We start from the raw sequence: 13,165 nt of genomic DNA on the forward strand, positions 1-13,165 counted from the left end.
CGGGAGAATAAATCCAAGGCATTGAAAAGGTAGTTTTAGTTGAATACAATTTAAGCTGCTAAAGTAAAAAAGGCTTCAAAGATAGAATCATGTGCATAGGTGAGGAAACTAATTTATTCAGGAGGGAGAGGTTCCATGTTTAAATTAAGTTACAGTACCAACGGCTTAACAAAACTGGATTTTTTCAGGGCTATTTCTGAAGTTGAAAAAGCTGGTTTTGAAGGTGTTGAATTATCGTTTCAATATGGACAATTTGATCCTTTTACAATGACGGATGAACATTTGTTAAAAATAAAGAATTTTTTTAAAAATCGCAAAGTAAAACCAATTTGTATATCTACAGCAACGCCGCGTTTGCTTTCCGATATTCCTCATGAACCATCATTAATTTCTCTTGATGCTGACAAAAGAAGACAGCGCATAGAATTGATCCAAAAAGGTATTGAAATTGCCCAAAAAGTAGATATTCCCATTGTTAGTTTTCAGAGTGGTTATTTAAGAAAAGAACATATTGATAATCCATCAATTAATCCCAGGAAATTGCTGGTAGAAGGCATAAAAGACTGCTTAGCTGACATTGGTGATGTAATATTGGTCATTGAACCGGAGCCCGGCATGTACATTGAAACTCTTAATGATGCAATTTCTCTCATGGATGAGGTAAACTCACCAAACTTTAGGCTGCATGTGGATATTGGCCATGTTTACTGCACCGAGGATGATTACATAAAATCTATTGTTGAAGCCATCCCCTATACCGAATATATGCATCTTGCAGATATAAAAGAAGGATATAATTTAAAGCTAATATGCCTGCCATCATATTCATTAGAGCCATCGAAAATCGATTTAGATTTTGCTGGTTATTTAATTTATATTTCCAGTGGGAATGATTTTCTTTTCATAGACAAAGAGAAATGCATATGTTTTTATTCAAATGAGCTTAACCATGGTGAAAGGGAAAATATAAGAAGCTTTGCTCATGCCCTCAATGGAAGTGCTGGTGTTAAGTTTGTAAATCTAGAAAATGTTCATGGAATTACAAGCGATAAGGAAATTGACCTAGAAGTCAATGCTTTTTTAGATTCCGTTGCCGGTATAGATTTTGAGGTGATAAGGAAGTCTGAACCGATATTGAAGTTTCTCAGAAATAAACAGGAAGCAAATAATGAGCCGATAATCACCAAACCCATTTGCAATACTATAAAAGGGAAAGTACATTATCACGAATTTCCGGGGAAGGGAGAAATTGATTTTAATGCCACTCTTCGGGCTTTAAAAGATAATAACTACAATGGTTATGTAACCGTTGAATTGTATAATCATTCCGACGTTTGGGAAAGCGTTCTTTCAGCAAGTCGAGAATATTTGTTGAAGTGTATGGAGCATAATGGGGAAGAATTAATAGATCTTACAAAAGAAGGATGGAATCCTCAAGCGCTTGGTGAAATTGATCATCGTATTGTGAAAGCACCGTATATTCGGCTGACAGAATATAAAAAGGGAAAACAGGGAGACTATGTTTTTCTGTATGATTTGCGCTTTACGCAGCCAAACACAAGTTATATCAAAGCAGAAGTTTTACACTCGTTAGAACATTTTCTGCTCACAGGTTTTAAACGATACATGGATGGTTTCGTTAGCATGGCTCCCATGGGCTGCCAAACAGGCTTTTATTTAATTTTGTTGAATGAATGCAGCGCCCAAAAAATAATTGCTTGTTTTGAGAAGGTATTAGAAGATATCTTACTTGCCGATGAAGTACCACTTAGCAGCGACAAGGAATGTGGACAAGCATCTTATCATGATCTTGAAGGCGCAAAGCAAATAGCTAAACAGTTATTAAAAGATAAACATAAATGGCTTGAAGTTTGCTGAGCGGCAATTGAGATACCTGCCATCAATTGTCGAATTGAACTGCTGCAGCCCATTGGTCCGGAACACGCCGTCTTTGTGAATTTTTGTTCTAACCTGCCTTTTATTTTGCGTCATACGGAGGATGACATATGATGATTAATCTTGATTTAAGTAAAGTTAGGTGGAGTGTTAAGCATCAAAAAGAAATAAATTACGACATTATTGTAGATGAGAATATCTTCGACCCCCAAAATAAAATAATGCTGATAGGAGGTAGAAAGAAAAACAGTCGTCGTTTTGTTGTTGTTGATGAGTTTATTTATCAACTAAATTATGAAAAACTTAAAAGTTATTTTGATGAAAATCATGTAAAAAGCAAAATCGTTTCATTTCAAAGCGGGGAAAAAAACAAAACAGTGGAAAATTTTATCAGACTATTTAAAGAATTAGATGAATTTCCCATTGATCGCCGCGGGGAACCGGTTATTGCAATTGGTGGCGGTGTTGTTACTGATATTGTTGGTTTTGTAGCAAGCTGTTATAGAAGGGGGGTCCCCCATGTTAAAATTCCTACCACTCTGATGGGTTATGTGGATGCAGCAGTGGGAATTAAAACGGGGGTGAATTTTAACGAACACAAAAACCGGATGGGTAGTTTTGAGCCACCAAAAGCGGTTATTTTAAATAAATTGTTCCTGAAAACTTTACCAACTCGCCATATTTTAAATGGCTTAGGTGAAATTGTAAAGCTTGCAGTAATTAAGGATCTCACTCTTTTTGAATATCTTGAGCAGGATGGAGCGGAATGCATTGAGTCAAAATTTCAAAATCAAAGCGGTCAAGAAATCTTGGATCTTTCTATTGCAGGGATGTTAGAAGAATTACAGCCAAATTTGTATGAGAGCAGCTTAGAACGTTCTGTTGATTTTGGTCATACATTTAGTCCGATCCTGGAAATGCAGGATGTTAACAATCTGCTGCATGGAGAAGCCGTAGCAATAGATGTAGCATTTTCCGTTGTACTGGCTAATATACATTCGCTCTTATCCCGTTCAGAGCAAGAACGCGTTTTGGATTTAATAAGAAAACTGGGTCTTCCTTATTATCATCAGTCCCTTAAACCTGAACTGCTATGGGAAAGCCTAATAGAACGAACGCATCATCGAGATGGTTTGCAAAGAGTTCCCTTACCTCCGGCTATTGGAAAATGTATTTTTGTAAATGATATAAAATATGAAGAAATTGTTCAAGCATGTAATGTTTTAGAAAACTTATACAGCCAGCACGGGTAAAAAGTGGTGTACTGGAACGCCCGGGACATACTGAAGCGGCCGTTGATCTGATGCAGCGGGCAGGGCTGAAACAGATTCCGGTTAAAACCCCGTCACGGTGACGGGGTTTTACATGGTTTGCCCGGCATGTCTGCCGGGCCGAGGGGTTGCGGAAGTATTGCTTATTATCAATCAGCCTGCTCCCGGCCCCTCTTTTGTTTTAGATTGGGAAGCCGATCCCTTTAACTCTGTCACCAGCATTCCGGCCAGAATTAAAACGCAGCCGGCCAGCTGCCTGGTGCTTAAAACTTCTCCTGACGCTGCAAAGGCGGTTAAAGCGGCAAACACCGGCTCTGTGGTGAAAATAATGGCGGTGTGGGTGGGAGTGGTAAATTTTTGCACTGTGTTTTGAATTAAAAAAGCCAGTGCCGTTGCCGGAATGGCTGTGATTATAAGGGCCAGCCAAACCGGTCTGCTGAATGACTGCGGCTGTGGTACCGCTTCGGTAAAGGCGCCCAGTACCAAACTGGCTGCCGCCACCGTGGCAATTTGGATCAAAGCCAGCAGCACCGGATCGTGGCGGGGGGCGTATTTACCCACCATCACTATGTGCAGGCCGAAGGAGAGGGCGCAAAAAAAGGTCAGTACATCGCCGGTGTTCAGCCGGTCTATTCCCTGGCTTAAAGAAAGCAGTCCTAAACCGATGGTGGCGCTGGTGACACCCAAAATAACAGGGATGGTTGGCAGGCGCCGCAGCGTTAGAGCGGTTATAAGTGGGACCAAAACCACTGCCAAACCGGTAATGAAACCGGAATTGGAGGCGGTGGTATATTTTAGTCCCACTGTTTGAAAGGCATAACCGGAAAATAAGATTAAGCCGATTAAAATCCCAGCCCTTATGGTAGGCCGGCGGATATTCTTAAATTTAGACCGGTATACTGCCGCTAAAAAAGCAAAGGCTAAAGTAAATCTAATGGCGTTAAAATAGTGGGGGGTAATGTCAGCCAATGCATCCTGAACTACTACAAAGGTTGCCCCCCATACGAAGGCCACGGCCAGTAACGCCAGGTTTGCCTTTACCTGCCTGGTGCGTATTTTATCCACTGCTGTTATCAATCCCCCTTTGCGGAGCCGGCAGTAAAAATTACCAACCGGCTAATGAAATTAGGATATCAAAAAAGTATTTAATTTACCAGCAGGATTTTTTCGAATGGGGGCGAATATTTAGGGATGTATAATTATTAATAAATAGAAATTTTATTCAGAGGGGGAGTTTTGAAGTGCGAAAATTATTTAAGCTGGGTGCCGTTGCCCTTGCTGTATTGGCCTTAATGGTTGCAGCAGTGGGCTGCGGCGGTGAAAAAGCGGCTGACAAACAGGGCGAAGGTGGGGAAGAAGCCAAGCAAAAGCTTGTTGCAGCCTTTGAACCAACCTTTGCGCCTTTTGAATCCACCGATGAAAACGGTGAATTTGTAGGTTTTGACATTGACCTGATTAAAGCCATTGCTGAAGAACAGGGTTTTGAAGTGGAATTAAAGAGTTTAAGCTTTGACGGGCTTATTCCGGCCCTGCAGACCGGTCAAATTGATGTGATTGTTTCCGGCATGAGTATTAAGCCGAAACGGGAAGAACAGGTTAATTTTTCCATTCCTTACTACGAAGCACCTTTAGTTATAGCTGTGCGTGAGGATAACAATGAAATTACCAAGCCTGAGGATTTGGCCGGCAAGAGGATTGCCGTTCAGATCGGTACCACCGGGGCGGATAAAGCCAACGAGTTTAAGGAAAAATACGGTGCGGAAGTTAAAACCTATAACACCGTTGACCTGGTGTTTAACGAGCTGATAAACGGCGGGGTGGATGCGGTTATCAATGATGAGCCGGTAACTGAAGAATTTATTGAGAAAAAAGGCCAGGGGAAAGTGAAAATAGTTGGTGATACCCTGGTTGGTGATTATTACGGTATTGCGGTGGCCAAAGAAAACACCGAGCTTTTGGAAAGCATTAACGAAGGATTGAAAAAGCTGAAGGAAAACGGCAAGTTTAACCAGCTGTATGAAAAATGGTTCCATACTTCTGCTCCGGACTATCTCCCGGGCGAACGTTCTTAATTTTAATTTATTAAAAAATTAGATTGCGGTAAAAAATATGCGTAGCACGCGGTGTGTTACGCATATTTCATGTACAGATTGAAGAGGTGGATTATGGAAAATATACTACATGCACTGCCGCTGATGCTGGAAGGGGCAGGAATATCCTTAATTATTACAGCCGTAGGAATAATTTTAGGTAGTATTATCGGTTTAGCTGCCGGTTTGGCCAGGTTATCCAGGAATAAATTGGTGAGGCTGGGGGGAACCGCATATGTGGATTTCTTTCGCGGCAGCCCGTTGTTTGTGCAGATTATGCTCATTTATTTCGGTATACCGGGGCTGCTGAAATCGCTGCATGAGTACTGGGTTTCCACCGGCGGAGAGCCCTTTATGACCAATTTTTCATTAAATATTTGGTTTGCAGCCATATTATCCATCAGTTTAAACAGCGGTGCTTATATTGCGGAAATTTTTCGTGCCGGGGTACAATCCATCGAAAAGGGACAAATAGAAGCGGCACGGTCTTTGGGAATGAACCATTTCCAGGCCATGCGCTATGTTATTCTGCCCCAGGCATTTAAACGGGTTATTCCGCCCATGGGCAATGAATTTATCATGCTGTTAAAAGAAACTTCGCTGTTATCTGTAATTGGTTTTGAAGAACTGGCCAGAAAAACCCAATTGGAGGTAGCCCGTACATATGCCACCTTTGAGCTGTGGCTGACTGCGGCCTTTATTTACTTGATTATGACCTTTACCTTTTCCCGCCTGGTGGACAGGTTAGAGGAAAGGCTGAAGACGGATTGATAAAACGCTGTTGTTATGTGATTAATAAATACAAATTTTGAACAATTTTTATAAGCGATTGTTTAATTTATTGACGGGTTAACCGATTTATAATATAATCTTATTTGGTTTAGTGTAACAGATAAGGTCAAAAAAGGAGGCAGAAGGAAGTAATGAAAAAAATTGTGCGTTTTGGTTTAGTTACATTGTTAGTATTGGCTTTAATAGCCCTAGCGGGCTGTGGAAGCGGTACTGACAAGGCGAAGAGCGACAGCGCCAATGAAGCAAATGTATTAAAGGTTGGTACTGATGTTGCTTTTCCGCCCTTTGAGTTTGAAGAAAACGGTAAATACACCGGCTTTGATATTGATTTAATTCACGCCATTGCTGAAGAAGCCGGTTATAAAGTGGATTTGCAGCCCATGCAGTTTAGCGGGTTAATTCCTGCTCTGCAGGCCGGCAACGTGGATGTTGGTATTGCCGGTATTACCATTACAGATGAGCGTAAAGAACAGGTGAACTTTACCGAGCCTTATATCGATGCCGGGCAAATTATTGCTGTGCGGGCTGATGAAGAAGAAATTAAAAGTGTTGATGACCTGAAGGGTAAGGTTTTGGGAGCTAAGATCGGCACCACCGGTGCAAAAATGGCAGAGGAACTGAAGCAGGACGGTAAGCTGAAGGAAATTAAGCTGTATGACAACAATCCTGAGTCTTACCTGGATTTGGAAAGCGGCAATGTTGACGCGGTAATAGTGGATAAGCCGGTTGTTGACAGGTACATTGCCACCAAGGGCAAAGGCAAAATTAAAACGGTGGGTGAATTATTAACCGGTGAGAAGTTTGGTATTGCCGTACCCAAGGGTAATGAAAAACTGCTGAAAGAGCTGAACGATGCTCTGGCCACCCTGAAAGAAAACGGTACCTATGATCAAATTTTTGAGAAGTGGTTTGGTTCCGGCCAGTAAATTTCGTGACTAACAGAAGTTAAAGATGTTAAAAATTATAAGAGAGCGTAACACACAGTGTTACGCTCTTTAACTGGGCGTGAGAAGGGAATGATGGTGTGGATATATCAACTTTGATAACGCAGATATTACCGTTTTTAGCGGTAGGTGCTGTTGTAACGGTAAAGATTACGTTTTTGGCAGTGCTGCTTGGTTTTGCCATCGGATTGGTTTTTGGCTTAATGCGTTTATCCCGCAGTAGAATAATTAATTCCATTGCCAGGCTGTATATTTCACTGATCCGCGGCACCCCGCTGCTGGTGCAGATTTTCTTTGTTTACTTTGGCTTACCCAAAGCCATCGGTATCAGCATTGATCCTTTTTTTGCTGCCACCGGTACCCTGGGGGTGAATGCCGGTGCCTATATAGCAGAGATTGTGCGGGCCGGAATACAATCCATAGAAAAGGGGCAGATGGAAGCGGCAAGATCATTGGGGATGAACCACTTCCAGGCCATGCGGTATGTTATTTGGCCCCAGGCCTTTAAAAGAATTGTACCCCCGTTAGGAAACCAGTTTATTATTACCCTGAAGGATTCATCGCTGCTGTCAGTTATAACGGTGGAAGAACTGACCAGAAAGGGACTAATTAAAATTGCCACAACCTTTGCTTCTTTTGAAATTTGGGCTTTGGTTGGTATAATGTACTGGATAATGGTGCTGATAATTTCCCAGTGGGTTAACTGGACGGAAAAGAGGTTGAAGACCGGTGATCATTAAGATTAAAGATTTATATAAAAATTTTGGCGATCTCGAAGTTTTAAAGGGTATTAACTGCTCCATTAAAGAGAAGGAAGTGGTGGTGGTTATTGGACCTTCGGGGTCGGGTAAGAGTACCTTTTTGCGCTGCATCAACAAATTGGAAGAACCTACTTCCGGTACCATAATTATTGACGGTTATGATATTACCGACCCCCGAACTGATATTAATTATGTAAGACAGGAAGTGGGGATGGTTTTCCAGCGTTTTAACCTCTTCCCGCATAAAACGGTGCTGGAAAACATTACGTTAGCACCTGTTAAAGTGCGCAATGTTTCCCAGGAAGAGGCTGAGAAAACCGCCAGGGAACTGCTGCAGAAGGTAGGCTTGTCGGACAAAGCTGAAGCCTATCCCAGTCAGCTGTCCGGCGGCCAGCAGCAGAGGGTGGCCATTGCCAGGGCTTTGGCCATGCGTCCCAAGATTATGCTGTTTGATGAACCCACCAGCGCGCTGGACCCGGAAATGGTTGGGGAGGTACTGGCGGTAATGAAACAGCTGGCCCGGGAGGGAATGACCATGGTGGTGGTGACCCACGAGATGGGCTTTGCCCGGGAAGTGGGTGACCGGGTGATTTTCATGGACGAAGGGCGGATGGTGGAAGAAGGTACACCGGAACAGATATTTAACAACGCCCAAAATCCCAGAACCCAGCTGTTTTTAAGTAAAATTTTATAGGAATGATAAAAAAGATGAAAAATGGAAAATAAAAGGCGCGTGCAGCATGATAATGCTTACACGCGCCTTTTATTTTGTTCTGCAGTACAAAAGATCACCTGCTTTTTCATCCTCTGATGGGGTATGGGGGTCACGCCGTGTCAGCTTGCGGATTTAAACAGCTGCAGGTACTCTTCCCCCAGCTTGGTTAAAGAACAAATTTTGCTCTTTCCCTCGGAAGTAACATCAACCAAGCCCAATGCATATAACTGCATAATTATATGATCAAGCACCGCCCGTTTTACTCTGGCAGTTAGCGACAGTTCTTCTTTATTCATTTTTCCGTCGTCCATCAGCGCCCTTAAAACATTGTAGGCCTCATCGGGTAACCTGGTCTTTACACTTTGAAAATATTCGGTGATTGGTATTTCTGTCATGGGGAAATAATCACTCCTTTGGCATATTAGTTATTTTGCTAGCCATATTATTTCCCCGGCAGTGCGGTTCTATTCGTTAGTTACCCGTTGAAGCAAAAAATGGGGCCAGCAGAAAACCGGTGGTGGCGCAGAACAAACATAATACCACAGAGGACAGTACGTACAGCGTAAATAACATCATTCTGCCGCTTTTGTACAGCTGTAAAGACTCCAGTGAAAAAGTAGAGAAGGTGGTGAAAGATCCCATTATACCGCCGCCCAAAAAATACATTACGTTATTATCAATGAGGTTAAAATTATGGTTTAAACCGTACAAAAACCCTAAAATGAGAGAACCCAGTGCATTAACAATAAAAGTAGCCCAGGGAAAATTATTTTTTTTGGTGAATTGAAGGCGGCTAACTGCATAGCGGCCGGTGGCGCCGATAAAACCTCCCATTCCAACCCAAAATATCGATGACATTACTCTGCCTCCAGTGCTTTTTTCCTGTGATTAACAGCATTTGCTGTCAGCATGCCCAGGGTGGCCAGCATTATTCCTCCCAGCAGGCTGATGATTATATATGCCAGCGCCGGTATATAACAGCCCTGATTTACCAGGTACATAACTTCAACGGAAAAAGTGGAAAAGGTGGTCAAAGAGCCAACAAACCCCGTGGAAAGGGCCAAGCGTAAATTTTTATTTATCGGCCACAGGTTTAAAAATGCAATTAAGCCCAGTATATAACAGCCCAAAAAATTAACCGTTAATGTCTGCCAGGGGATTGTGCTGCTGTTGGCCGGGGTGATCATCAGGCTGACAAGATAACGGGAAATGGCTCCCAGCACCCCGCCCATTCCCACGTATAAATAACGCAATTTTCTACCTCCCATGATTGTATTATAGCATATTATAGTTACTAATTTCACAAAAACCTCCCGGACATGAACAACCTGCATTGAAATACCCGATTATGCTGGTTTATAATTAAATATAGAATAAATTAGTGGGAGTTGTCTATGAAAAAATTACCTGCAGTTAATAAAACCAATGGTAAGAAAATATGGAAAGTTAAATCAACCAGTTCGCCCCTTAGAATTATACTTGCTAACCAGTTAAATATATCGGAAATATTGGCCCAGATGCTGATTAACCGGGGGATTCATACAGTGGAAGAAGCCCGGGCTTTTTTAAACAGCGGGCTGAATTATCTGCACGATCCCATGCTGATGAAGGATATGGATAAAGCCCTGGCGGCGGTGATGAAATGCCTGAGAGATGGCCAGCCCATTTTAGTACATGGGGATTATGATGTGGACGGTATTTCTGCCACCGCTCTGCTGGTAAATGCCCTGCATCGTTTGGGCGGCGTGGTGGATTATTACATTCCCCAGCGTGAGCAGGGATACGGGCTGCACGGTGATACACTGCGCTGGGCAGCGGAGGAAGGTTACCGTTTGGTAATCACCGTCGACTGTGGAATAACCGCCCTGGAAGAGGCGGAACTGGCCGGGGAGTTGGGGTTAACCCTGGTAATTACCGATCACCATGAACCGGGTGAACAGTTACCCCGGGCGGAGGCGGTGGTAAACCCCAAAAGGCCTGACTGCCGTTACCCTTTTCAGGAACTGGCCGGTGTGGGAGTGGCCATGAAACTGGTACAGGCTGTTTATAACGAGGTGGAGCTGCCTAACCACGCCTGGTATGACCTGTTGGATGTGGCCTGCCTGGGTACGGTGGCCGATATTGTGCCCCTGTTGGGGGAAAATCGTATTATTGTAAAGCACGGTTTGGAGCAGTTAAGAATTAGTCCCAACCTGGGCCTGGCCGCTTTAAAAGAAGTAAGCGGTGTGGGCAACAGGCACATTAATACCGCGGACGTTGGTTTTGCCCTGGCCCCCCGGCTGAATGCCGCGGGGCGGGTGGCCGACCCCCGGTTGGGGGTGGAACTGCTTTTATGCCCGGAACCGGAACGGGCCAGGGAAATTGCCCGAAATTTGGATAAAAGTAATAAAGAACGGCAGAACATTGAAATGCAGGTATTAGAGGAAGCCCTGGCAATGATAGAGCAGCGGCCGGAATTTTTAGACCATAAGGTGCTGGTGCTGGCTGCGGAAAACTGGCACCCCGGCGTAATAGGCATTGTGGCCTCCCGGCTGCTGGAGCGTTATCACCGCCCGGTATTGTTAATTTCACTGGCAGGGGAGGAAGGTAAAGGTTCTGCCCGCAGTATAGATGGCCTTCACCTGTACAATGCGCTGGAATATTGTAAAGATCTTCTAACTAACTTTGGTGGTCACGAAAAGGCGGCCGGTTTTTCTATTCCGGCTGAAAATGTGGACTGCCTGCGGCAGAAAATTAATGAATATGCAGACCGGGTATTGGATGAAGAATCCCTTTTACCCAGCATCACGGTGGATAAAGTGATATCCCTGGATGAGTTAACCGAAGATGTTGTGCAGGAGATGGCACTGCTGGCTCCCTTTGGGCACTGCAACCCGGGACCGGTGTTGGGAAGCCGGGAAGTTCAAATGCTTAACTGGCGTTTAGTGGGAGAGAATCAAAATCACTTAAAGATAAAAGTGCGTGATGACCGGGCGGTGCTGGACGGGATAGGCTTTAATTTGGCTGCCTACGGGGAGATGCTGGCTGCCTGTGAAACGGTTGATTTGGCTTTTGTGCCGGAAATTAACGAGTGGAACGGCCGCCGTTCAGTGCAGTTAAAGGTTAAAGATATCTGCCGGCGGGCAGCCGTTCGCAGCGAGGGGATAAGCTGCCGGTATTTTTCTGAGGATTTGGCCCGCTGCGCCCAGGGGCTGCTGCAGAATAAAAGATTACGGCTTTCCAGCCCGGATTATTTATTGGAAAAATTGGAATTTTATAAACAAAATGGTCCGGTGGATGAGCCGGTTAAAGAAATGTCCACAGAATTTTGGCATCAAATTACGCTGCACGACCACCGGGAATGCCCCGATCGCCTGGGGACTTTAGTGAACATTATCGGCCACCGATCGGTGGTGATACTGGTAAACAGCGGTTACCAGGTGATTGAGCTGGCCCATACCATTGCTTTGAGGAACCCGGAACTGGCTCATCGCATAGGCTATTTCTGCCGGGGAATGCCTGAAGAAGCGGCCAAATGTATCCGCAGCTTGGCCACCCCGGAGTCCGGCTTGGTGCTGGTAACCACCCCGAGATTAATTAAGAATTTAAACATTAAAGATATGGGCAGGGTAATTCTTTATTACCCGCCTTTTAGTGCTAAAGATCTGCAAACTGCAGCCCAGGTAACAGGACTTAACGGTGATTTATACTTTATGTTTGGCACGGCGGATATTGCTGCTGCCACCAAGGCGCTGTCAACTTTAGCCCCGGAAAGGGACTGCCTGGTGGCCCTTTACCGGTATTTAATTCGGCGCGTGGGCATGAGTAAAGTGGTTGAATTGCCGGTAAATGAATTAATGGAGCCGCTGACGGAAGATGGCGGTGCCATGGTTGAGGACTATACCCTGGCTTTATCCATGAGGATTTTTGCCGAACTGGGACTGCTTAAGTTTGCTTATAAGAACGGTATTTACCAGGTTAAAATGCTGCCCCGGCCCAGTCATAAACTGGATTTGGAGATATCAAAAACCTTCCGCTGGACTAACAACATAGCATTGGAAGGACTGCAGTTTGTAACTATAATAGTTAGTGGAAATTTAAAATCTATTACTAAACTGCCATACTTATAAACGATAGGGAAGGAGTTATTACGTTGGATTTAAAATCTGTAATAAGAGTGATACCTGATTTTCCCAAGCCGGGCATTAGTTTTAAGGACATTACTACTTTATTTAAAAACCAGGAAGCCTTTAGGTGGACGATAAAGCAGCTGGCCGAAAAGTGCCGTCATTTAAATGCGGACCTGGTGGCCTGCCCCGAAGCCCGGGGTTTTGCTCTAGGAGCAGCGCTGGCCTATGAACTGGGTACCGGTGTGGTGTTAATACGCAAGCCCGGGAAGCTGCCCGGTGAAGTGCTGCAGAGCAGATATGCCCTGGAATATGGAGAAGATGCATTAGAAGTACACAAAGATTCGATAAATGAAGAGCAGAGGGTTTTGCTGGTTGATGATCTGCTGGCCACCGGGGGAACGGTGGCAGCGGCGGAAAACCTGGTAAGACAGCTGGGCGGCATAGTTGTAGGGGCGGCCTTTATAGTGGAGTTGACTGACTTAAACGGTAGAGACAAATTGGGCAGTTATGATATAATATCCCTTATTAAATATGACATTTAGAAATTAAGGAACTGTTATTTATCATCTTAGGTAAACGGGAGGGAT

The 13,165-nt window shown here is 44.1% G+C and carries 14 protein-coding genes; 10 read left to right on the forward strand and 4 right to left on the reverse strand.

All coding sequences use genetic code 11. The features are described from left to right. Positions 1 to 135 precede the first annotated feature (135 nt). The 3 genes from JOC37_RS06750 (at position 136) to JOC37_RS13685 (ending at position 3,250) form a co-directional block, all read left to right on the forward strand. On the forward strand, positions 136 to 1,878 hold the full coding sequence (locus JOC37_RS06750) for an S-ribosylhomocysteine lyase (protein WP_204617381.1): 1,743 nt from the start codon (positions 136 to 138) through the stop codon (positions 1,876 to 1,878). 131 nt (positions 1,879 to 2,009) lie between these two features. Continuing rightward, complete coding sequence (locus JOC37_RS06755; RefSeq protein WP_204617383.1) at positions 2,010 to 3,149, forward strand: sedoheptulose 7-phosphate cyclase; 1,140 nt, start codon at positions 2,010 to 2,012, stop codon at positions 3,147 to 3,149. Between the two features lie 11 nt (positions 3,150 to 3,160). Then, complete coding sequence (locus JOC37_RS13685) at positions 3,161 to 3,250, forward strand: 3,4-dihydroxy-2-butanone-4-phosphate synthase (protein WP_207754941.1); 90 nt, start codon at positions 3,161 to 3,163, stop codon at positions 3,248 to 3,250. A gap of 70 nt (positions 3,251 to 3,320) precedes the next feature. Here the strand turns inward: JOC37_RS13685 and JOC37_RS06765 are convergent, their stop codons facing one another. After that, positions 3,321 to 4,244 (reverse strand): DMT family transporter, encoded by a 924-nt coding sequence (locus tag JOC37_RS06765; RefSeq protein ID WP_207754940.1) that lies wholly within the window; start codon positions 4,242 to 4,244, stop codon positions 3,321 to 3,323. A 164-nt stretch (positions 4,245 to 4,408) separates the two neighbouring features. Here JOC37_RS06765 and JOC37_RS06770 point away from each other — a divergent pair, with 164 nt between their 5' ends. The 5 genes from JOC37_RS06770 (at position 4,409) to JOC37_RS06790 (ending at position 8,448) form a co-directional block, all read left to right on the forward strand. Continuing rightward, positions 4,409 to 5,239 carry a transporter substrate-binding domain-containing protein gene (locus JOC37_RS06770; RefSeq protein ID WP_204617385.1) on the forward strand — a complete coding sequence of 277 codons (831 nt, stop codon included), beginning with the start codon at positions 4,409 to 4,411 and terminating at the stop codon, positions 5,237 to 5,239. Between the two features lie 93 nt (positions 5,240 to 5,332). Next, positions 5,333 to 6,028 (forward strand): amino acid ABC transporter permease, encoded by a 696-nt coding sequence (locus JOC37_RS06775; protein WP_204617386.1) that lies wholly within the window; start codon positions 5,333 to 5,335, stop codon positions 6,026 to 6,028. A gap of 152 nt (positions 6,029 to 6,180) precedes the next feature. Then, on the forward strand, positions 6,181 to 6,975 hold the full coding sequence (locus tag JOC37_RS06780; protein WP_204617388.1) for a basic amino acid ABC transporter substrate-binding protein: 795 nt from the start codon (positions 6,181 to 6,183) through the stop codon (positions 6,973 to 6,975). A 98-nt stretch (positions 6,976 to 7,073) separates the two neighbouring features. Continuing rightward, positions 7,074 to 7,733, forward strand: a complete 660-nt coding sequence (locus JOC37_RS06785; RefSeq protein ID WP_338017354.1) for an amino acid ABC transporter permease — start codon at positions 7,074 to 7,076, stop codon at positions 7,731 to 7,733. Then, the gene (locus tag JOC37_RS06790) at positions 7,726 to 8,448 is read left to right on the forward strand and encodes an ATP-binding cassette domain-containing protein (protein ID WP_204617448.1); all 723 of its coding nucleotides are present in this window, start codon (positions 7,726 to 7,728) and stop codon (positions 8,446 to 8,448) included. The genes JOC37_RS06785 and JOC37_RS06790 overlap by 8 nt, the downstream gene beginning before the upstream one ends. Before the next feature lie 140 nt (positions 8,449 to 8,588). On the opposite strand, the gene JOC37_RS06795 is transcribed toward JOC37_RS06790, so the two are convergent. The 3 genes from JOC37_RS06795 to crcB (JOC37_RS06805) all read right to left on the reverse strand — a co-directional run bounded on the left by JOC37_RS06795 (position 8,589) and on the right by crcB (JOC37_RS06805) (position 9,722). Then, on the reverse strand, positions 8,589 to 8,864 hold the full coding sequence (locus tag JOC37_RS06795) for a transcriptional regulator (RefSeq protein ID WP_204617390.1): 276 nt from the start codon (positions 8,862 to 8,864) through the stop codon (positions 8,589 to 8,591). A 76-nt stretch (positions 8,865 to 8,940) separates the two neighbouring features. Next, positions 8,941 to 9,327 carry a fluoride efflux transporter CrcB gene (crcB, locus tag JOC37_RS06800; protein ID WP_204617392.1) on the reverse strand — a complete coding sequence of 129 codons (387 nt, stop codon included), beginning with the start codon at positions 9,325 to 9,327 and terminating at the stop codon, positions 8,941 to 8,943. Next, positions 9,327 to 9,722: a fluoride efflux transporter CrcB gene (crcB, locus tag JOC37_RS06805; RefSeq protein WP_204617394.1), complete on the reverse strand. Its 396-nt coding sequence runs from the start codon at positions 9,720 to 9,722 to the stop codon at positions 9,327 to 9,329. The genes crcB (JOC37_RS06800) and crcB (JOC37_RS06805) overlap by 1 nt, the downstream gene beginning before the upstream one ends. 141 nt (positions 9,723 to 9,863) lie before the next feature. Between crcB (JOC37_RS06805) and recJ the strand changes: the two genes are divergently transcribed. Beyond that, positions 9,864 to 12,578: a single-stranded-DNA-specific exonuclease RecJ gene (recJ, locus tag JOC37_RS06810; protein WP_204617396.1), complete on the forward strand. Its 2,715-nt coding sequence runs from the start codon at positions 9,864 to 9,866 to the stop codon at positions 12,576 to 12,578. A gap of 23 nt (positions 12,579 to 12,601) precedes the next feature. Beyond that, positions 12,602 to 13,120 (forward strand): adenine phosphoribosyltransferase, encoded by a 519-nt coding sequence (locus JOC37_RS06815; RefSeq protein ID WP_204617398.1) that lies wholly within the window; start codon positions 12,602 to 12,604, stop codon positions 13,118 to 13,120. Positions 13,121 to 13,165 lie beyond the last annotated feature (45 nt).

Source organism: Desulforadius tongensis (assembly GCF_016907915.1).
In the GTDB taxonomy this organism is placed as follows: domain Bacteria; phylum Bacillota; class Desulfotomaculia; order Desulfotomaculales; family Desulfohalotomaculaceae; genus Desulforadius; species Desulforadius tongensis.